A 20,862-nucleotide genomic window follows, 5' to 3' on the forward strand; every position below is an offset into this window, starting at 1 on the left:
AACCCGTCATGACCTCAACCTATTACACCGGCGAAGAACGCAGCAAGCGCATCTTCGCCATCGTCGGTGCCTCATCAGGCAACCTGGTGGAATGGTTCGACTTTTACGTCTACGCCTTCTGCGCCATCTACTTCGCCCCGGCCTTCTTCCCCTCCGACGACCCTACCGTGCAACTGTTGAACACGGCAGGGGTGTTCGCCGCAGGCTTTTTGATGCGCCCCATCGGTGGCTGGATTTTCGGCCGCCTCGCTGACCGCCATGGTCGCAAGAATTCCCTGATGATCTCGGTGCTGATGATGTGCTTCGGCTCGCTGATGATCGCCTGCCTGCCCACCTATGCAAGCATCGGCACCTGGGCCCCGGCGCTGTTGTTGCTGGCCCGCCTGATCCAGGGCTTGTCGGTGGGTGGCGAATACGGCACCACCGCCACCTACATGAGTGAAGTGGCGCTGCGCGGCCAGCGCGGCTTCTTCGCTTCGTTCCAGTACGTCACCCTGATCGGCGGCCAGTTGCTGGCAGTGCTGGTGGTGGTGATTCTTCAGCAGTTGCTCACCGAGGACGAACTGCGCGCCTGGGGCTGGCGGATTCCGTTCGTGGTTGGCGCCATCGCCGCGTTGATTTCGTTGATGCTGCGCCGCTCGTTGCACGAGACCAGCAGTGCCGAAGCCCGCAACGACAAGGATGCAGGCAGCATCAAGGGCCTGTTCCGCAACCATGCGGCGGCCTTCATCACCGTGCTTGGCTACACCGCTGGCGGCTCGCTGATTTTCTATACCTTCACCACCTACATGCAGAAGTACCTGGTCAACACCGCCGGCATGACGGCGAAAAACGCCAGCTACGTGATGACCGGCGCGCTGTTTTTGTTCATGGTGGTGCAGCCGTTCTTCGGCATGCTGTCCGATCGTATCGGTCGGCGCAATTCGATGCTGTTGTTCGGTGCGCTCGGTACCTTGTGCACGGTGCCGCTGCTGATGGCGCTGAAAACCGTGACCAGTCCGTTCATGGCCTTTGTGCTGATCAGCCTGGCGTTGTGTATTGTCAGTTTTTACACCTCGATCAGCGGCCTGGTGAAGGCCGAGATGTTCCCGCCACAGGTGCGTGCACTGGGGGTGGGCCTGGCCTATGCAGTGGCCAACGCGGCATTCGGTGGCTCCGCCGAGTACGTGGCCCTGGGCCTGAAGACCCTGGGCATGGAAAACACTTTCTACTGGTACGTGACGGCCATGATGGCGATTGCCTTCCTGTTCAGCCTGCGCCTGCCGAAGCAGGCCGCGTACCTGCACCACGATGACTAAGGACGTGGCATGACCAACCAACTGTTCGACGCCTACTTCACCGCGCCGGCCATGCGCGAGATTTTCTCCGACCGTGGCCGCTTGCAGGGCATGCTCGATTTCGAAGCCGCGCTGGCCCGTGCCGAAGCCGCTGCGGGGCTGGTGCCGCACAGCGCCGTGGCCGCCATCGAGGCGGCATGCCAGGCCGAGCGCTATGACGTGGGGGCACTGGCCAATGCCATCGCCACCGCTGGCAACTCGGCCATCCCGCTGGTGAAGGCGTTGGGCAAGGTGATTGCCAGTGGCGTGCCCGAGGCCGAGCGCTATGTGCATTTGGGTGCCACCAGCCAGGACGCGATGGACACCGGGCTGGTGCTGCAGTTGCGCGATGCTCTGGACCTGATCGAAACCGACCTGGCCAAGCTGGCCGATACCCTGTCGCAGCAGGCCTTGAAGCATGCCGATACGCCCTTGGTGGGCCGCACCTGGCTGCAGCACGCTACCCCGGTGACCTTGGGCATGAAACTGGCTGGCGTGCTGGGGGCTTTGACCCGTCACCGCCAGCGCCTGCAGGAACTGCGCCCGCGCCTGTTGGTGCTGCAGTTCGGCGGTGCCTCGGGCAGCCTGGCCGCGCTGGGCAGCAAGGCGATGCCGGTGGCCGAGGCCTTGGCCGAGCAGTTGAAGCTGACCCTGCCCGAGCAACCCTGGCACACCCAGCGTGATCGCCTGGTGGAGTTTGCCTCGGTACTGGGCCTGGTGGCCGGCAGCCTGGGCAAGTTCGGCCGCGATGTCAGCCTGCTGATGCAGACCGAGGCGGGGGAGGTGTTCGAGCCTTCTGCGCCGGGCAAGGGCGGCTCTTCGACCATGCCGCACAAGCGTAACCCGGTGGGCGCTGCGGTGCTGATCGGCGCCGCGACCCGAGTACCGGGGCTGGTGTCGACGCTGTTCGCCGCCATGCCCCAGGAGCACGAGCGCAGCCTGGGCCTGTGGCATGCAGAATGGGAAACCCTGCCGGATATCTGCTGCCTGGTGTCCGGCGCGCTGCGCCAGGCCCAGGTGATTGCCGAGGGCATGGAAGTGGACGTAGCGCGCATGCGCCGTAACCTCGACCTGACTCAAGGGCTGGTGCTGGCAGAGGCGGTGAGTATTGTCCTGGCCCAGCGCCTGGGCCGCGATCGTGCCCATCACCTGCTCGAACAGTGCTGCCAGCGCGCCGTGGCCGAGCAGCGCCACCTGCGTGCGGTGCTGGGTGACGAACCGCAGGTCAGTGCCGAGCTGTCTGCCGAAGAACTTGATCGCCTGCTCGACCCTGCCCATTACCTGGGCCAGGCCCGCGTCTGGGTGGCGCGCGCCGTATCCGAACATCAACATTTCACTGCCTGAAGGAGACTGCTGTGGCGCATTTGCAACTGGCCGATGGCGTTTTGAACTACCAGATCGATGGCCCGGAAAACGCCCCGGTGCTGGTCCTGTCCAACTCGCTGGGTACTGACCTTGGCATGTGGGACACCCAGATTCCGCTGTGGAGCCAGCACTTGCGTGTGCTGCGCTACGATACCCGTGGCCATGGCGCATCGTTGGTCACCGAAGGGCCTTACAGCATCGAACAGCTGGGCCGTGACTTGCTGGCCCTGCTCGATGGCCTGGACATCCAGAAGGCGCACTTCGTCGGCCTGTCGATGGGTGGCCTGATCGGCCAGTGGCTGGGCATCAACGCAGGCCCGCGCCTGCACAGCCTGACCCTGTGCAACACCGCCGCCAAGATCGCCAATGACGAGGTGTGGAACACCCGTATCGACACCGTGCTCAAGGGTGGCCAGCAGGCCATGGTCGACCTGCGCGATGGCTCCATCGCCCGCTGGTTCACCCCGGGCTTTGCCCAGGCCCAGCCCGAGCAAGCCCAGCGCATTTGCCAGATGCTGGCGCAAACCAGCCCGCAAGGTTATGCCGGTAACTGTGCAGCGGTGCGTGATGCCGATTACCGTGAGCAACTGGGCCGTATTCAGGTGCCTGCGCTGATCGTGGCCGGTACCGAAGACGTGGTCACCACCCCCGAGCATGGCCGCTTCATGCAGGCCGGTATCAACGGTGCCGAGTATGTCGACTTCCCGGCAGCGCACCTGTCCAACGTCGAAATCGGTGAGGCATTCAGCCGCCGCGTGCTCGACTTCCTGCTGGCTCACTGAGGAAAACGCCATGGATGAGAAACAACGTTACGACGCCGGCATGCAAGTGCGCCGTGCGGTGCTTGGCGATGCCCACGTGGACCGTAGCCTGGAAAAGCTGACTGATTTCAACGGCGAGTTCCAGGAGATGATCACCCGCCACGCCTGGGGTGATATCTGGACCCGCCCGGGCCTGCCGCGCCATACCCGCAGCCTGATTACCATCGCCATGCTGATCGGCATGAACCGCAACGACGAGCTGAAACTGCACCTGCGCGCGGCTGCCAACAACGGCGTGACCCGTGACGAGATCAAGGAAGTGCTGATGCAGAGTGCGATCTATTGCGGCATCCCGGCGGCCAACGCCACGTTCCACATGGCCGAGTCGGTGTGGGATGAACTGGGCGTCGAATCGCGCAGCTGACAGCTACGCGCTCTTCTACAGAGCGCGCATGGCTACCGGCCCTGCATTGGTTTCCACGGCCGATTTCAGGGTCGGGCACAGGCCCAGCATGAATGCCGCTTCTGCGACCACGAACAGCGGCCCGATGATCAGGCCGCTGACATCGTCGACAAATGCAGGTTTGCGGCCTTCGTAGTAATGGCCGACGAACTGGATCACCCAGCCCACCACGAATGCCCCCAGCCCGGCGCTGAGCCATAGCGTTGTCGTCTGTACTGCCAGCACCTGGCCTACCCACAGGCACAGGCCAAGCAACAGCCCCATCACCAGCCCGAAGCGCAGGTCCAGGCGCAGGTAGAACCACACCGAGGCAGCCGCTGCCAGCAGGGCAGGGGACAGCCACATGCCAGCCACTTCCCCGCCAGGGCGCGACAGCAGGATGGTGACCGCCAGCACGATCATGGGGATGCCGACGAAATGGGTGGCGATGTTGCGTGGGTCGCGGTGGTAGCTGGCGTATTGGCTCAGGTGGTCGACGAGGGTTTTCATTGTTGTGCCTCCCTGTTCAGCTTTGTTTTGCCTATACCGGCCTCTTCGCGGGCTTGCCCGCTCCCACAGGATTGGACTGCCCCCCAAAAGTTGGACAGTTCTATGCTGCCGCCTGGGTCCTGTACTCGACAGGGCTCAGGCCATTGAGCCTTAGCTTGATGCGGTCATGGTTGTAGTAGTGAATGTACTCATCCAGGCCCGCTTTCAATTCATCAATACTCTCGAAACGCTTGAGGTAGAAAAATTCTGACTTGAGCGTGCCGAAGAAGCTTTCCATAGCTGCATTGTCTAGGCAATTGCCTTTACGAGACATGCTCTGTTTCACCCCACGACTGCGCAGCTGGTGGCGATACTGACCCTGCTGGTACTGCCAGCCCTGGTCGGTGTGGAGCACCAGCTTCGGCTTTTCTCCCAAGGTTTTGAGTGCCTTGTCGAGCATGTTCCCAACCAGGCTGTACTGAGGGCGACTCGCCGTCTCGTAAGCGATGATTTCTCCGTTGTACAAATCCATCACAGGCGAAAGATAGAGCTTCTGTTCAGCCACTTTGAACTCAGTTACGTCACTCACCCATTTCTGATTAGGACGCTGGGCAACGAAATTTCGCTCCAGCAGATTCGGCGCTATCTTGCCAACAACACCTCGGTACGACTGATACTTCTTAGGTCGCACCAGTGACTGCAGACCCAGGGCAGCCATCAGCCTCTCGATGACCTTCTTGTTGACCAGTACCCCACCTTTTCTGATCACGAGTGCAACGCGTCGATAGCCGTAACGCCCTTTCTCTTTGCGATAGACCTGCTGAATCTGCTCTTTAAGCTCGGCATATTTGTCCGGCTTCTGCTGAGCTTGCACCTGATAGTAAAAGGTACTGCGAGCCAGCCCGACCAGACGCAGCAGGTCAGGCAAAGGGAATCTAGGCTTGAGCCTCGAAACGATCAGGACTTTTTCCCCGACATTCGTTCCTTTTCCTCTCGCAAAGCCTTGAGCTCCTTTAAGACAGCGTTCTCCATGCGCAGATATTCGAGCTCCGCCATCAGCTGGTCTCGGGGCTTTTGCGAATCGTCAGTATTTGTGGGTTTTGCTGGTTTGATCTTCTTCGGCACTTTGATCGGCTTTTTCTGGCGGTCGACAGGGGCTATAGGGTCACCACTGTAGTACTGCCGCTGCCAGCTGCCTATCTGCGATGATTGACCGAGGCCAAAATGTGCTGCGGTTTGCCGCATGGAAAGGCGATGTTCGTGCATGTAGCTCAGCACCTGTCGCTTGAAATCGTCGTCATAACGCCGCCCATGTGAGCGTGAAGAAAGGCTGGATTCGCTCTGATGGCTGGAAACCCACCGGCGGAGCAGGCTGAAATCAACATCGAAATGCTGGGCTACCTTTCGGAAGCCATTATTGCCATCCAGGTAGGCTGAGACGGCTGTGAGCTTGAACTGCTCTGTGTATTTGCCCATAGGTCCCCCAAGGGTTGGATTTTTTGTCCAACTTCTTGGGGGCAGTCCAGGATCACCACAGTTTTCAAACTTGGTGGATTACCTGTGGGAGCGGGCAAGCCCGCGAAGAGGCCGGTACAAGCAACCAGTGACCTGATAGTGATCAGGATAGCCCGCAGCCACCACCATCATCAGTTCAGCGAATGGCCGCAGCCTTCATTGGTGCATCCAGGCCCACCAGTGTCTCGATCATCGCCCGCGCTGCAGGCGACAACCGGTAACCGCTACGGCTGACCACTCCGCAGCGCACGCTCAGTACCTCCAGCGCCGGCGGCAGGTTGCGCCAGTGCAGGCGCACCAGTGTGCCGGCAGCCAGGTCTTCGGCCACGGCCTCTTCGCTGGCCGTGCCGATGGCGTCGCTGGCCTGCACCACGCTGCGCAGTATGGCCAGGTGCTCGGTTTGCAGGTGCGGGATGAAGTCGCTGCGCCCGCTCAGGTTGGCCAGGCGCTTGCGCACGCCAGGGGCGAGCAGGGCGCTGGCCAGTGGAAAGCTGAACAGGTCGTTGGTCGAGAGGCTGTCCTTGGCCAGCAAGGGGTGGCCCGGCCGGCAGAAGAACAGGCCGGGGCGTGGCGACAGGGGCTCGGTGTGGAAGTTGGGGTCGGCTTCGAACGGGCGAATGTCGTCGACAAAAAACTCGATCTGTTCACGGCGCAGGGCCTGGCCCAGGCGTTCGGCATTGTCCACCAGCAGCGAGGTGCGGATGCCCGGATGGCGCTCGATGAAGTGGCGCAAGGCGTCGGGCACCAGGCGTACGGCCAGCGCCGGGCCACTGCCGAAATGCAGCTCGCCGGCGTCGAGCTTGGTCATTTGCAGCACCTCGTTGCTCAGTTGCGCGGCGCCCTGTACCAGGCGGCGGGCGTGTTGCAATACCACCAGGCCCTCGGGGGTTGGCAGCAGGGCTTTGCTGGCGCGGTCCACCAGCGGGCAGCCGAAGGTGTGCTCCAGGCCCTGGATGGCGCGGCTGAAGGCGGGTTGGGTGATGCCCATGGCCTCGGCGGCACGGACGAAACTGCGGTATTCGGTGAGGGCGATGAAGTAGCGCAGCTGGCGGAGGTCCATGTCACGGCTCTGGGGCGGGGATCGGGGGCCTATTCAAGCTGTTACCGCATATGTCGTAAAGGAATGTTTTTAGATTTGTTTATATCTTAAGGTTATTACACGGGGCGTCTGGCCTCTTCGCGGGCACGCCCGCTCCCACAGAGTGCGCACATGTCTCAATGCTAGTGCGGTCCCTGTGGGAGCGGGCGTGCCCGCGAAGAACTCAGAGGAGATTCAGCGGGTAGCTCACGATCAGCCGGTTCTCATCGAACGCGTTGGTGCTGAAGTCCCGGCGCATGGTGGAGTTACGCCATTTCACCGACAGGTCCTTGAAGCTCCCCGACTGCACCACATAGGCCAGCTCGGTCTCGCGTGCCCATTCCTTGCCATCATCCACGCTACTGGTGGTGACGTTGTCACCCTTGATGTAGCGGTTCATCAGGGTCAGCCCCGGTACGCCAACGGTGGCAAAGTTGAAGTCGTGCCGCACCTGCCAGGAACGCTCCTTGGCATTGTCGAAGCTGGAGTTGTAGCTGTCGTTGGCCAGGGTGCCGCCACTGGTACCGTTGACGCGCATCCAGGCGTCGTCGCCGCTGACCTTCTGCAAGCCTACGTAGAAGGTGTGGCCCTGGTAGCGCGCCGAAAGCATGGCGGAGGCGGTGCGGTTGTCCAGCTTGCCGGCGCGCTCTGCGCCGTCTTCCTTGCCGATGAAGTAGCCCAGGTTTGCGCCCAGGGTCCAGTCGCCCAGCGGCTGGCTGTGCGTCAGGTTGAGGTATTGCTGGCGGTAGATGTCTTTGAGCTGGGCATCCCACAGGCCGATCATGGTGCGCTTGTCATTGAAGGTGTACTCGCCGCCGCCGAAGTTGAAGCGATCGGAGGTGAACGCGCCTTTGCCGTTCATCGACATGTCTTCCATGCTGGCGTCGTTGCGCGGGCTGTTGCCGCGGAACTGGCCGGCGTACAGGGTCAGGCCGGCAATCTCCTTGGAAGTCAGCTGGCCACCGCGGAAGGTCTGTGGCAGCGAGCGGCCATCGTCCGAGCGCAGGATGGGTAGCACCGGCATCCATTCACCGACTTTCAGCTCGGTTTCGGACAGCTTGGCTTTCAGCGCTACACCCAGACGACCAAAGTCATCAGCCGGGCGGCCGTCGTCATGCACGGGCAGCAGGTGCGTGTTGGTGGTGCCTTTGCCGCCGTCGAGCTTGACTGAGTACATGCCTAACACGTCCACCCCGAAACCGACGGTGCCTTGGGTGAAGCCGGAGCGGGCGTCGAGAATGAAGCTTTGCGTCCATTCTTCGGCCTTGGCCTGTGGGTGAGCCGGGTCGACGAAGTTGCGGTTGATGTAGAAGTTACGCAGGTTAAGCGTGGCCTTGGCGTCCTCCATGAAACCGCCCTCTGCGGCGAACAGGGGGAAGGCGCAGGACATGGCCAACAGGCCGGGCAGCAGCTGGCGTGCGGTGTGCGAAGTGCTCATCTGTCGTGGATCTCTTGTTTTTATGGGTGAGCCCGTGCGCTGCAGGATGCGGCCTGCAGGTGCGGGGCTTTTTTGATGAACTTGGGCAACGTTGCGTAAGGGGATGTTGCGGGGTAGTGCGGGGGTGAGGCAATTCGCCGCAAACGGAACGGGGCGATAATCGAACGGAATGTTCCAGTTGGTTAATTGTCCTTCTGCGGCGACCTGAAACAAAAAAGCCCACCGCGAGGGTGGGCTTGGAGCAGCTACAAAAACCAATCAGCCTTTCGGTGCTTGCACCGATGCCTGCTGGTTGGCCTGCCCGGTCTGCTCGTACCAGCCACCGCCGAGCGCCTTGTACAGGTTGACCTCGCTGGTCAGCTGCGACAGGCGGTCGGTAATCAGCGATTGCTGGGCGCTGAACAGATTGCGCTGGGCGTCGAGGAAGGTCAGGTTGCTGTCGATACCGATGCGGTAGCGGCGTTCGGCCAGGCGGTAGTAGTCCTGGTTCGCCTGCACCAGGTCGCGCTGCGCCTGCAACTGCTCTTCGAAGGTTTTACGCGCGGCCAGGCCATCGGAGACTTCCTGGAAGGCGGTCTGGATGGTTTTTTCGTACTTGGCGACGTTGATGTCCTTCTGGATCTTCGAGTAGTCCAGGCTGGCCTTCAGGCTGCCGGCGTTGAAGATCGGCAGATTGATCTGCGGCTGGAACAGCCAGGTGCCCTGGCCACCCGCGAACAGGTGCCCCATGTCGGGGCTCAGGCTGCCGGCGTTGGCTGTCAGGCTGATGCTCGGGAAGAACGCTGCACGTGCGGCGCCAATGTTGGCATTGGCGCCCTTGAGCAGGTGCTCGGCTTCCTGGATGTCCGGGCGACGCTGGAGGATGTCGGACGGCAGGCCGGCCGGAACCTTGGCCAGCTGGTCGGCGTTGAGCTCCAGCGGCTTGGCCAGGTCGGCAGGAATGCCGGTGCCCAGCAGCACGGTCAGGCTGTTGACGTCCTGGGCGACCAGGCGCTGGTACTGCGAGTACTTGACCCGGGCGCCTTCGACGGCAGTGCGCGCCTGGCTAAGGTCCAGCGCAGATGCCACACCGACTTCGTTGCTGCGACGGGTCAGGTTGTAGCTTTCCTGATAAGTCTTCAGCGTTTCTTCGGTCAGCTTGAACAGGGCCTGGTCGGCCTGCCAGGTGTAGTAGGCGTTGGCCACGCTGGACACCAGGGCGATCTGCGTGGAGCGGCGCGCCTGCTCGCTGGACAGGTAGGTTTCCAGGGCCTGTTCGGTCAGGCTGCGTACACGCCCGAACAAGTCCAGCTCATAGGCGCTAACGCCCAAAGTGGCCGAGTACTGGCTGGTGATGCCTGATTCACCGGTTTGCGACATGTTCCCCGGCACGCGCTGACGGCTGCCGCTGCCGGTGGCTGAAACCGCCGGGAACAGGTCGGCACGCTGAATGCGGTACTGCGCGCGGTAGGCGTCGATGTTCAGCGCTGCAACGCGCAGGTCACGGTTGTTGACCAGCGAAGTCTGGATCAGCTGTTGCAGTGCCGGGTCGTGGAAGAACTGGCGCCAGCCCTGTTCGGCGGCAGCAACGTCTGCCGATTGCGTCGGCGAGTAGGCAGGGCCTTGCGGCCACTGCGCTGCCACCGGCGCTTCCGGGGTCTGGTAGTCAGGGATCAGCGAGCAGCCGCCGAGAATGAAAGCGGTTACCGCCAGGGACAACAAAGACTTGGTCATTGCCCAGCCTCATAACGTGGAGTTTCAGGGGTGGCGTCTTTTTTCGGCTCTTTGCTGCCGAACAGCGACGACACTGCTACGAAGAACAGGGGTACCCAGAAGATGGCCAGCACGGTCGCACTGATCATGCCGCCGATCACACCGGTACCGATGGCGTGCTGGCTGCCAGCACCGGCGCCACTGGCGATGGTCAACGGTACCACGCCGAGAATGAACGCCAGCGAGGTCATGATGATCGGGCGCAAGCGCATGCGGCACGCTTCGATGGTTGCGTCGAACAGGCTGCGGCCTTGTTCATGCAGTTCCTTGGCGAATTCGACGATGAGGATCGCGTTCTTCGCCGCCAGGCCGATCGTAGTCAACAGGCCGACCAGGAAGTACACGTCGTTGGACAACCCGCGCAGGCTGGTCGCAATCAACGCACCGATGATACCCAGTGGGACTACCAGCACGACGGCGATCGGGATCGACCAGCTTTCGTACAGGGCTGCCAGGCACAGGAACACGAACAGGATCGAGAGGGCGAACAGCGCAGGCATCTGCGAGCCGGAGAGTTTTTCCTCGTAGGACATGCCGGTCCAGGAGTAGCCGATGCCGGTAGGCAATTCGCCAACAATGCGCTCGACTTCAGCCATGGCTTCACCGGTACTGTAGCCAGGCGCCGGGGCACCCAGGACTTCGACCGCTTCTACACCGTTGTAACGCGACAGCTTCGGCGAACCGAAGGTCCACTCGCCCTTGGCGAAGGAGGAGAACGGCACCATCTCGCCGGCGCCGTTGCGCACGTACCATTTTTGCAGGTCTTCAGGGCTCATCCGTGAGTTCGGTTCACCCTGGATGTACACCTTCTTGACCCGGCCACGGTCGATGAAGTCGTTCACGTAGCTGGCACCCAGCGCAATCGACAGGGTGTTGTTGATGTCGGCAATGGTCACGCCCAGGGCGCTGGCACGTTCGTCATCAATGGTCAGCTGGTACTGCGGCTCATCGTTCAGGCCGTTCGGGCGCACTGCCATGAGGATCTTGCTTTGTGCGGCCTTGGCCAGGAACTGGTTGCGGGCTTCCATCAGCTTGGCGTGGCCGACACCGGCGCGGTCCTGCAGGAACACATCGAAGCCGGTGGCGTTACCCAGTTCCAGTACTGCCGGCGGGGCAAAGGCGAACACCATTGCATCGCGGAAGCCGAAGAAGTGTTGCTGCGCCCGTTGCGACAGGTTGAACACGCTGTTCTCGGCTGAACGCTCGCCCCACGGCTTGAGCATGATGAACGCCATACCCGAACTCTGGCCACGGCCAGCGAAGTTGAAGCCGTTGACGGTGAACACCGAAGCTACGGTGTCGGCTTCTTCCTTCAGCAGGTACTCACGCATCTGATCCACCACCACCTGGGTGCGCTCGGCACTGGATCCGGCCGGGGTCTGCACCTGGGCGAACAGTACGCCTTGGTCTTCTTCCGGCAGGAAGGCGGTGGGAATGCGGGCGAACAGCCAGATCATGCCGACCACGATCAGTGCGTAAGCCAGCAGGAACGGCACCTTGTTGCGCAGGATGGTGCCCACGCTGCGCTCGTAACCCAGCACGCCGCGGTCGAAGTTGCGGTTGAACCAGCCGAAGAAGCCGCCCTTGGCCGTGTGATGCTCACCCTTTTTCAACGGTTTGAGCATGGTGGCGCACAGCGCCGGGGTGAAGATAAGCGCTACCAGCACCGAGAGGCCCATGGCCGACACGATGGTGATGGAGAACTGCCGGTAGATCACACCTGTGGACCCACCGAAGAACGCCATGGGCAGCAGTACCGCCGACAGTACCAGGGCAATACCTACCAGGGCGCCCTGGATCTGCTCCATCGAGCGTTTGGTCGCCTCCTTGGGTGGTAATCCTTCCTCGGACATGACCCGTTCGACGTTCTCCACCACGACGATGGCATCGTCCACCAGCAAGCCGATGGCCAAAACCATGGCGAACATGGTCAGGGTGTTGATGCTGAAGCCCGCGGCGGCCAGGATACCGAACGTACCCAGCAATACCACCGGAACGGTCATGGTGGTGATGATGGTGGCGCGGAAGTTCTGCAGGAACAGGTACATCACCAGGAACACCAGGACCACGGCTTCGATCAGGGTGTGGATTACCCCGCTGATCGATTCGGTGACCACCGGGGTGGTGTCATACGGGAACACGGCCTTCACGCCTGGCGGGAAGAACGGCTCCAGTTCACTGATGGTGCTGCGCAGGGCCTTGGCGGTGTCCAGGGCGTTGGCGCCGGTGGCCAGTTTGACCGCAAGGCCGGAGGCCGGCTTGCCGTTGAACTGGGCGCTGACCGCATAGTTTTCACCGCCCAGGCCGACCTGCGCTACGTCTCTCAGGCGTACCTGCGAACCATCGCTGTTGACCTTGAGCAGGATCTTTTCGAACTGCTCGGCAGTCTGCAGGCGGGTCTTGCCGATGATGGTGGCGTTGAGCTGGGTGCCTGGCAGGGCGGGCAGACCGCCCAGTTGGCCGGAGGACACCTGCACGTTCTGCGCGGCTACTGCGGTCTTGACGTCGACCGGGGTCAGCTGGAACTTGTTCAGTTTGGCCGGATCGAGCCAGATACGCATGGCGTACTGCGCCCCGAACACCTGGAAGTCACCTACACCGGCAGTCCGCGAAATCGGGTCCTGCATGTTGGAAACGATGTAGTTGGCCAGGTCGTCCTTGGTCATGCTGCCATCTTCGGACACCAGGCCGATCACCAGCAGGAAGTTTTTCACGGCTTTGGTAACGCGGATACCTTGCTGCTGCACTTCTTGCGGCAGCAGCGGGGTGGCCAGGTTCAGCTTGTTCTGTACCTGCACCTGCGCGGTATCGGAGTTAGTGCCTTGCTCGAAGGTAGCGGTAATGGTCATGCTGCCGTCGGAGTTACTTTCCGACGATACATAACGCAGGTTGTCGATACCGTTGAGCTGCTGCTCGATGACCTGCACCACGGTGTCCTGCACGGTCTGCGCCGAGGCGCCCGGGTAGGTCACGGAGATGGCGATCGCCGGTGGCGCGATGCTGGGGTACTGGTTGATTGGCAACTTCAGGATCGACAAGGCGCCGACCAGCATGATCACCAAGGCGATCACCCAGGCGAAGATCGGGCGATCGATAAAGAACTTCGACATGGTTTACTCCGCTTTGGCGTCTGCTTTCGCCGCGTTGGCCTGATCAGGGCTGCCCGGCTTCTGGACGTTGGTGGCTTCGCTGACCTTTACTTCAACGCCCGGGCGCACGTACTGCAGCCCTTCGGTAATCAGGCGGTCGCCGGGGTTCAGGCCTTCCTCGATCAGCCAATCGCTGCCCAAGGTACGGCTAGCCTTGAGCTGGCGCAGTTCGACCTTGTTCTCCTGGTTGACCACCAGCGCGGTCGGTGCGCCTTTCAGGTCACGGGTCACGCCCTGTTGCGGGGCCAGGATGGCATTGGCGTTGACCCCGGCCTTCAGCCGCGCATGCACGAACATGCCTGGGAGCAGGGTGTGATCGGGGTTGGGGAACACTGCACGCAGGGTGACCGAGCCTGTGGTTTCGTCGACCGAGACTTCGGAGAACTCCAGGCGGCCGTCCTGCTTGAACAGGCTACCGTCTTCAAGCACCAGCTGCACCGAGGCCGCGTTTTCGCCAGCCTTCTGCAACTGGCCGCTTTCCAGGTCACGGCGCAGCTTGAGCAGTTCGGCAGTGGACTGGGTCACATCGACGTACATCGTGTCCAGCTGCTGGATGGTGGCCATGGCATTGGTCTGGCCATTGCTGACCAGGGCACCTTCAGTGAATGCCGAACGGCCGATACGGCCGCTGATCGGTGCCAGCACCTTGGTATAGCGCAGGTCGATCTGGGCTGTTTTCAGCGCGGCGTCGGCCTGCAATCGTTTGGCATTGGCGTCGTCGTATTCCTGCTTCGACACCGCTTGCTCGTCGATCAGCTGCTTGTAGCGCTCGGCCAGCGATCGGGTAGCCTGCAGGTTGGCCTGGGCATTGGCCAATGTGGCTTCATAGACGGCAGGGTCGATTTGATAGAGCTGCTGGCCTTCCTTGACGTCGCTACCTTCCTTGAACAGGCGCTTGAGGATGATGCCATTGACCTGTGGGCGCACTTCGGCGACGCGGTAGGCACTGGTGCGCCCCGGCAATTCCGAGGTCAGGGTGAAGGCTTGCGGCTGGAGGGTAACCACGCCGACCTGAGGAGCCTGCGCCGCAGGCGCTGCTTCTTCTTTCTTACAGCCACTGAGCAGGGTTGCCAGGGCGACGGCGGAAACCAGAGCGGTAACGGCTGGCTTGAATTGCATGAGGATCCTCGGGGCGCTGGAGCAGGAGACGCTCAAGAGTAGTGGAAGAGTCTTGATCTGGAAAAATTGCTATCGAGTGGATAAATAGCTTGCTAAGGAATATACTTACATTCATGGTTGTTTGTAAATACCGCTGGGTTGTACTTGGGTACTGCCACAGCTCTTTATTAGCTCATCCGCGAGGCACCCTGCAGAGGTGACCCCGGAGCGTTCCCCGTCCGCGCCGTGCGTTCGGGCCAGATGAGGTTGTACTGCCATGGTCCGTCGAACCAAAGAAGAAGCCCAGGAAACCCGCGCCCAGATCATCGAAGCCGCGGAAAAGGCCTTCTACAAGCGCGGGGTTGCGCGAACCACCCTGGCCGACATCGCCGAACTGGCGGGTGTTACGCGCGGGGCGATCTACTGGCACTTCAACAACAAGGCCGAGCTGGTGCAGGCACTGCTCGACAGCCTGCACGAAACCCATGACCACTTGGCGCGGGCGAGTGAAAGCGAGGACGAAGTCGACCCGCTTGGCTGCATGCGCAAGCTGCTGTTGCAAGTGTTCAACGAGTTGGTGCTCGATGCCCGAACCCGGCGTATCAATGAAATTCTGCATCACAAGTGCGAGTTCACCGATGACATGTGTGAAATTCGCCAGCAGCGCCAGGGCGCAGTGCTGGATTGCCACAAAGGCATTGCCCTGGCGTTGGCCAATGCCGTTCGCCGGGGCCAGCTGCCTGACGCGCTGGATGTCGAGCGCGCAGCGGTGGCCATGTTTGCCTATGTCGATGGCCTGATCGGGCGCTGGCTGTTGCTGCCTGACAGTGTAGATTTGTTGGGTGATGTCGAAAAATGGGTCGACACCGGGCTGGATATGCTGCGCTTGAGCCCGGCTCTGCGCAAATGACACTTTGTTAAGGATTGTGAGGGAGTTTTTGCCCTTTGTATTAAGAGGGGATTAAAGGCGGGGCTACCGGGCGGCCCCAGCCCTCAGCGTCCACGCAGTTGCCGGTCGGGCAATGCGATTGCCGCCACAAGCCCGAGCAGCGCAATCAGCGCACTCCCCGTCAGCAAGTGCCGGAATGTCTCAATCAGGCGGCCCTGCGTCGCCAGGTCCACTTCACCGGCCTTCAGGCTCCCCAGCAATGGATTCCCCAGTATTTCGAACCCACCCTGGTGCAGCAACGCCAGCAACAGGCTGGACATGCAAGCCACGCCCATGGCCCCGCCCAGCGAGCGGAACAGGTTGGTGGTGCTGGTGGCCACGCCAATGTCCTTGCTGTCCACCGCGCTTTGCGTGCCCACCAGCGATGTCGGGAACTGCAACCCGCAGGCAACGCCGGTCAGCAACATGAACAATGCACTGAGCCACCCAGACTGCGGCGGGGTCAACGCCATGGCAAAAATGGCCACTGGCATCAGCAGTGCACCGGCCAGGATTTGCGGTTTGTAACGCCCGGTGCGGCTGGTCATGCGCCCGCCGGTGAAGGCCCCCAGGGGCAGCCCCATCGCCAGTGGCAGCAAGTGCAGGGCGGCGCTGTCGGCACCTGCGCCGGTGATACCCTGGTAGCGCAACGGCATGAGCATGGTCAGGGAAATTGACTGGAAGCTGGCGAAAAAGATCACGCCCCAGCACAGCACTGCGACCCGGTTGCCGAACAGGCCCAAGGGCAGTAGCGGCTCCGGGCAGCGGCGCTCATGAACGATGAACAGCCCCAGGCCCAGCACGGCGCAGGCGAACAGGGCCAGTACGGCCGGGTCGCCCCAGGTGTGGCCCTGGCCAACCAGGGTGATGCCCAGTAACAGGCTGCCCAGGCCGAGGGTGAGCAGCACGGCACCGAGGTAGTCCACCTGCGCCTCACGGCGCTGCGCCGGCATGCCACTGAGGGCGCGGTGGATCGCCCACAAGGCTACCAGCCCCAGCGGCAGGTTGATCCAGAACACCCAGCGCCACGACAGGTACTCGGTCAACCATCCACCCAGCACGGGCCCGGCGACACTCGCCACCGCATACATGCTGCTGAAGTAGCCCTGATAGCGGCCGCGTTCGCGGGGGGGCACGAAGTCGCCGATAATTGCCTGGCTGACCGAAACCATGCCGCCCGCGCCAATGCCCTGCAGCACGCGGGCCAGCACCAGCTGCTGCATGTCCTGGGCCAGTGCGCAGGCGATCGAGGCCAGGGTAAACAGGCTGATCCCGGTCAGGATCATCCGCCGCCGCCCGTACAGGTCACCCAGCTTGCCGTAGATCGGCACGGCCACGGTCATTGCCACCATGTAGCCAGAGATGACCCACGCCAGCAGGCCGACGTCGTTGAACTGGGCCGAGATGGCCGGCAGTGAGACAGCGACGATGGTCTGGTCCAGTGCGCCGAGGAAGATCGCCAGCATCAGGGCGGTGAGCACGTTGCGCAGGGTGGTGGGGGGCAGGGCGGCGGTCACGGGAATACCTTGTTTGTGTGTGGCGGCCTCTTCGCGGGCAAGTCGGATTGTAACCTGAGTTAGGTAGCTTCCTATGTACTATCTGCATCCCCTATGCCGAATCGGCATTGGCGCATTCATTCAGTGATGCATGGCTGCGTGATATCGTTGGTATGCCACAGGGGCTGAAATCCGGGGCTTGCACCAGCTTGGTGCAACAAGATGCCGCAGGTTTTTCAGGCCGCTGTCTCCCACACCTTTTATTCCTCTGCCTGCATGTCGAGCATGACCGCCTAGATGGCGACGGTTGGATCAGGTCAGGTAGACCCGATTACAGGGGTCGGTAGTTACCGTTCAAATTTCAACTTATTTGCGGAGTGATCATGCCCAAGGCTTCCCATCAAGATCTGCGTTTTGCCTTCCGCGAACTGCTCGCTTCAGGTTCCTGTTACCACACTGCATCGGTGTTTGACCCGATGTCGGCCCGCATTGCCGCAGACCTGGGCTTCGAGGTCGGCATCCTCGGCGGCTCCGTCGCTTCGTTGCAGGTACTGGCCGCGCCAGACTTCGCCCTGATTACCCTCAGCGAGTTCGTCGAGCAAGCCACCCGCATTGGCCGGGTAGCGCAACTGCCAGTACTGGCTGACGCCGACCACGGCTATGGCAACGCACTCAACGTGATGCGCACGGTCACCGAACTGGAGCGCGCCGGTGTGGCTGCGTTGACCATCGAGGACACCTTGCTGCCTGCCCAGTTCGGGCGCAAATCCACCGACCTGATTCCTGTCGATGAGGGCGTCGGCAAGATTCGTGCGGCCCTGGAGGCGCGGGTCGATTCGTCGCTGTCGATCATTGCCCGCACCAACGCTGGCGTGCTCACCACCGAAGAAATCATCGTGCGCACCCAGAGCTACCAGAAGGCCGGTGCCGATGGTATCTGCATGGTGGGCGTGAAAGACTTCGAACAGCTCGAACGGATTTCCGAGCACCTGACCGTGCCGTTGATGCTGGTCACCTATGGCAACCCCAACCTGCATGACGATGAACGCCTGGCGCGACTGGGCGTGCGGATTGCGGTCGATGGCCATGGTGCCTACTTTGCTTCGATCAAGGCCACCTACGATTGCCTGCGCTTGCAGCGCGGCAAGCAGAACAAGTCGGAGAACCTGAGCGCCACCGAACTCTCGCACACCTACACCCAGCCCGAGGACTACATCCGCTGGGCCAAGGAATACATGAGCGTCGAAGAGTGACCGGCAGGGCGCCGTCAACTCAACGGACGGCGCTCAAGGTTGCAGTGTGAGGCACGCAATGTGCCTGCTCGCAGCTGGCTGCGGCGCTGGGCTGACTGCGAAGCAGCTCGGCGCGCCAGCAAGCAGAACCATACAGCCCTGCGACGGCGGTCAGGGCCATGACAAGGGCGACTCTTCTGGATTTGATGCCCACGGTACTCACCTCCTGTTACAGCAATAGGTGATACCTTCCAGCTTAGGCCAGTTTCAGCGTCACAGGTCCCGATCCCATTCCGGTTCGTCCTTGAACCGCTGCACCAGAAAATCCAGCATGCTGCGCAAGGTCGCCGGCATGTGTTTGCGCGATGTGTACACCGCGTTCAGGTTAAGTTCACGCGGCTGCGCCTCCGGCAGCAGGCGTACCAGCTCACCCCGCCGCAGGGCATCGGCGGCCTGGTAGGTCGGCAGCATGGCGATGCCTGCACCGGCCAGCGTTGCCTTCTGCAGCGTCATCGCCTCGTTGGCACTGATGTTACCTTCCACCGGCACCGCGACCTGCTGCCCAGCTACTTCGAAATGCCACAGGCTGCGACCGAAATAGGCATGGGTGAGGCAGTTGTGCCGGCTCAGATCCTCGACCCGTTGCGGCGTGCCGTGCTCACGCAGGTAGGCCGGGGCCGCGCATACCACCGAGCGGCACACGCTCAGGCGTCGGGCGATCAGGTTGGGGTCTAGGTCGTTGCTGGTGCGGATGGCCAGGTCGATGCGCTCATCCACCAGATTGACGGTGCGATCGAGCATCTGCAATTCCACCTTCACCCCAGGATAGCGGCGCACATAGGCAGCCACCGCATCCACCAGCTGTGCCTGGCCGAAAGAGGTGCTGACGCTGATGCGCAATGCACCTTTGGGTGCATCGTCCGGTTGCTGTACGGCGGCCTGCAGGTCGCCGGCCATTTCCAGCAGTTGACGGCAGCGGGGCAGGGTTTCCTGGCCGGCGGCGGTGAGGCTGAGCTTGCGTGTGGTGCGCTGCATCAGCCGTGCGCCAACCCAGTCTTCCAACTCGGCCAGGTAGCGTGACACGACCGGCCGCGACAGTTGCAGATGATCCGCCGCCGCCGACTGGCTCCCCAGATCGACGACGGTGACGAAAACGCGCATGGCGTTGAGACGGTCCATGATTTGTCCGCTTTTAGAAACAAACTATGTTCAAGCATGGCATTTTTTGTCATGGATCGGGCAACTAAGCTGTTGGGCATCGTTCAATTGAAGGCCTAGGCCATGTCCCTGTTTACCCCTTTGCGAGGCCTGCTACTGGCCTGCGTCACCCTGGCAGGCCCGGCGCTGGCCGCCGAACCGTTGCAACTGGACGTCTACAACCCCGGGCACGAGGCCATTTTCCCCGTCAGCTCGGTGATTGTCAGTGGCGAGCACGATGCCGTGCTGGTCGATGCCCAGTTCGGCAAGGCCCAGGCCCAGCAGCTGGTGCAACGCCTGCGCGATGGCGGCAAGCACTTGACCACCATCTACATCAGCCACGGCGACCCGGACTACTACTTTGGCCTGGACACGCTGACCCAGGCCTTCCCCGATGCCAAGGTGCTGGCTTCTGCCGCCACGGTAGCTCATATCCGCCAGACCATGGACGCCAAGCTGGCGTACTGGGGGCCGCAGATGGGGGCAGACAAACCGGCGCGGCTGGTGCTGCCGCAGGTACTTGAAGGCAACCACCTGACCTTGGAAGGGCAGGCCCTCGATGTCGTTGGCCTGGACGGCCCGCAGCCAGGCCGCAGTTTCGTGTGGATCCCGTCTATAAAGGCGGTGGTCGGTGGCGTGGTGGTGTCCGAGAACATCCATGTGTGGATGGCTGATACTCAGTCGGCCAAGTCCCATGCCGACTGGCTTGGCACCTTGGCGCACATCGAAGCGCTGGGGCCGCGCACGGTGATCCCGGGGCACTTCCTCGGAGACAGCAGCCGTTCACTGCAGGCTGTGCGCTTCACGGCCGACTACATTCGTGGGTTCGATGCTGAAGCGGCCAAGGCGAAAGACGCCAACGCGCTGATCGATGCCATGAAGCAGCGTTACCCGGGCCTGGCCGACGAAAGCTCGCTGGAGCTCGGGGCCAAGGTCGCCAAGGGTGAGATGAAGTGGTAATTCCGTTCAATTGAGAGAGAGTATTCCCATGAGCAAGATCGCAATCATCGGTGCTACTGGTCGCGCTGGTAGCCAGTTGCTGGAAGAGGCGCTGCGTCGCGGCCACAGTGTACTGGCCATCGCCCGCGACCCCTCGCAGTTGCAGGGCCGTGAAGGGGTGACCGTCAAGGCGCTGGATGCCAAGGACAGTGCAGCCCTGCAAGCGGCGGTAACGGGTGTTGATGCGGTGCTGAGCGCGGCGCATTTCGCCACGATCGAGCCGCAGGCAATCATTGAGCCGGTCAAGCGAGCCGGGGTAAAGCGCCTGCTGGTGGTGGGTGGTGCCGGCAGCCTGTTGCTACCGTCGGGGCAGCGAGTGATCGACAGCCCGGACTTCCCGGAAGCCTACAAGGCCGAGGCCACTGCCGGGGGGCGTTTTCTGGAGGCGTTGCAGCGCGAGCCAAGCCTGGACTGGACCTTCCTCTCGCCGTCGGCAGAGTTTGTTGAAGGGGAACGCAGTGGGCGGTATACGTTGGGCAAGGATCATTTGCTGATTGGTGCGGATGGCAAGAGCTGGATCACCTTTGCCGATTATGCGATTGCGATGCTCGACGAGCTGGAGAAACCGCAGCATTCACGTCAGCGGTTCACAGTCGGCTACTGAGTC

Annotated in this window: 17 protein-coding genes; 8 read left to right on the plus strand and 9 right to left on the minus strand. The window is 62.0% G+C overall.

Annotated features, from left to right (window positions below):
• The first annotated feature begins 8 nt into the window (after positions 1-8).
• Genes P0Y58_07440 through pcaC form a run of 4 tightly spaced genes read left to right on the plus strand, consistent with a single transcriptional unit; the run spans position 9 to position 3,866 of the window.
• Positions 9-1,298 (plus strand): MFS family transporter, encoded by a 1,290-nt coding sequence (locus tag P0Y58_07440; protein ID WEK32020.1) that lies wholly within the window; start codon positions 9-11, stop codon positions 1,296-1,298.
• Between the two features lie 9 nt (positions 1,299-1,307).
• On the plus strand, positions 1,308-2,660 hold the full coding sequence (locus P0Y58_07445) for a 3-carboxy-cis,cis-muconate cycloisomerase (GenBank protein WEK32021.1): 1,353 nt from the start codon (positions 1,308-1,310) through the stop codon (positions 2,658-2,660).
• Between the two features lie 11 nt (positions 2,661-2,671).
• The gene (gene pcaD, locus P0Y58_07450; protein ID WEK32022.1) at positions 2,672-3,463 is read left to right on the plus strand and encodes a 3-oxoadipate enol-lactonase; all 792 of its coding nucleotides are present in this window, start codon (positions 2,672-2,674) and stop codon (positions 3,461-3,463) included.
• Between the two features lie 10 nt (positions 3,464-3,473).
• Entirely contained in the window at positions 3,474-3,866 is a 393-nt protein-coding gene (gene pcaC / locus P0Y58_07455) for a 4-carboxymuconolactone decarboxylase (GenBank protein ID WEK32023.1), read from the plus strand.
• Positions 3,867-3,881: 15 nt separating this feature from the next.
• Here the strand turns inward: pcaC and P0Y58_07460 are convergent, their stop codons facing one another.
• From P0Y58_07460 to ttgA, 7 genes are all read right to left on the minus strand, one after another.
• Positions 3,882-4,394, minus strand: coding sequence for a DUF962 domain-containing protein (locus P0Y58_07460; GenBank protein ID WEK32024.1), 513 nt, complete (start codon positions 4,392-4,394; stop codon positions 3,882-3,884).
• Between the two features lie 100 nt (positions 4,395-4,494).
• Positions 4,495-5,849, minus strand: a protein-coding gene (locus P0Y58_07465; GenBank protein WEK32025.1) for an IS3 family transposase whose coding sequence is annotated in 2 segments (ribosomal slippage) — positions 4,495-5,357 and positions 5,357-5,849 — 1,356 coding nt in all. Because the reading frame shifts where the segments join, the coding sequence is not laid out codon by codon here.
• 175 nt (positions 5,850-6,024) lie between these two features.
• Positions 6,025-6,948, minus strand: coding sequence for a LysR family transcriptional regulator (locus P0Y58_07470; protein WEK32026.1), 924 nt, complete (start codon positions 6,946-6,948; stop codon positions 6,025-6,027).
• 202 nt (positions 6,949-7,150) lie between these two features.
• Entirely contained in the window at positions 7,151-8,404 is a 1,254-nt protein-coding gene (locus tag P0Y58_07475; protein WEK32027.1) for an OprD family porin, read from the minus strand.
• A gap of 258 nt (positions 8,405-8,662) precedes the next feature.
• Positions 8,663-10,117, minus strand: a complete 1,455-nt coding sequence (locus P0Y58_07480; GenBank protein WEK32028.1) for an AdeC/AdeK/OprM family multidrug efflux complex outer membrane factor — start codon at positions 10,115-10,117, stop codon at positions 8,663-8,665.
• Positions 10,114-13,266: a multidrug efflux RND transporter permease subunit TtgB gene (gene ttgB, locus P0Y58_07485; protein ID WEK32029.1), complete on the minus strand. Its 3,153-nt coding sequence runs from the start codon at positions 13,264-13,266 to the stop codon at positions 10,114-10,116. The genes P0Y58_07480 and ttgB overlap by 4 nt, the downstream gene beginning before the upstream one ends.
• Before the next feature lie 3 nt (positions 13,267-13,269).
• Positions 13,270-14,424: a toluene efflux RND transporter periplasmic adaptor subunit TtgA gene (gene ttgA / locus P0Y58_07490; protein ID WEK32030.1), complete on the minus strand. Its 1,155-nt coding sequence runs from the start codon at positions 14,422-14,424 to the stop codon at positions 13,270-13,272.
• A 256-nt stretch (positions 14,425-14,680) separates the two neighbouring features.
• Here ttgA and ttgR point away from each other — a divergent pair, with 256 nt between their 5' ends.
• A complete protein-coding gene (gene ttgR / locus P0Y58_07495; protein WEK32031.1) occupies positions 14,681-15,313 on the plus strand; it encodes an efflux transport transcriptional regulator TtgR in 633 nt (210 codons plus the stop codon).
• Between the two features lie 83 nt (positions 15,314-15,396).
• Here the strand turns inward: ttgR and P0Y58_07500 are convergent, their stop codons facing one another.
• Positions 15,397-16,848: an MDR family MFS transporter gene (locus P0Y58_07500; protein ID WEK32032.1), complete on the minus strand. Its 1,452-nt coding sequence runs from the start codon at positions 16,846-16,848 to the stop codon at positions 15,397-15,399.
• Between the two features lie 362 nt (positions 16,849-17,210).
• Here P0Y58_07500 and P0Y58_07505 point away from each other — a divergent pair, with 362 nt between their 5' ends.
• Positions 17,211-18,080, plus strand: coding sequence for an oxaloacetate decarboxylase (locus P0Y58_07505; GenBank protein ID WEK32033.1), 870 nt, complete (start codon positions 17,211-17,213; stop codon positions 18,078-18,080).
• Positions 18,081-18,332: 252 nt separating this feature from the next.
• Here P0Y58_07505 and P0Y58_07510 read toward each other — a convergent pair whose 3' ends face one another.
• Positions 18,333-19,238 carry a LysR family transcriptional regulator gene (locus tag P0Y58_07510; protein ID WEK32034.1) on the minus strand — a complete coding sequence of 302 codons (906 nt, stop codon included), beginning with the start codon at positions 19,236-19,238 and terminating at the stop codon, positions 18,333-18,335.
• Positions 19,239-19,340: 102 nt separating this feature from the next.
• Here P0Y58_07510 and P0Y58_07515 point away from each other — a divergent pair, with 102 nt between their 5' ends.
• Complete coding sequence (locus P0Y58_07515) at positions 19,341-20,216, plus strand: MBL fold metallo-hydrolase (protein ID WEK32035.1); 876 nt, start codon at positions 19,341-19,343, stop codon at positions 20,214-20,216.
• 28 nt (positions 20,217-20,244) lie between these two features.
• On the plus strand, positions 20,245-20,859 hold the full coding sequence (locus tag P0Y58_07520) for an NAD(P)-dependent oxidoreductase (protein ID WEK32036.1): 615 nt from the start codon (positions 20,245-20,247) through the stop codon (positions 20,857-20,859).
• The last annotated feature ends 3 nt before the right edge of the window (positions 20,860-20,862 follow it).

Origin of the sequence: Candidatus Pseudomonas phytovorans, assembly GCA_029202525.1 — a bacterium.
In the GTDB taxonomy this organism is placed as follows: domain Bacteria; phylum Pseudomonadota; class Gammaproteobacteria; order Pseudomonadales; family Pseudomonadaceae; genus Aquipseudomonas; species Aquipseudomonas phytovorans.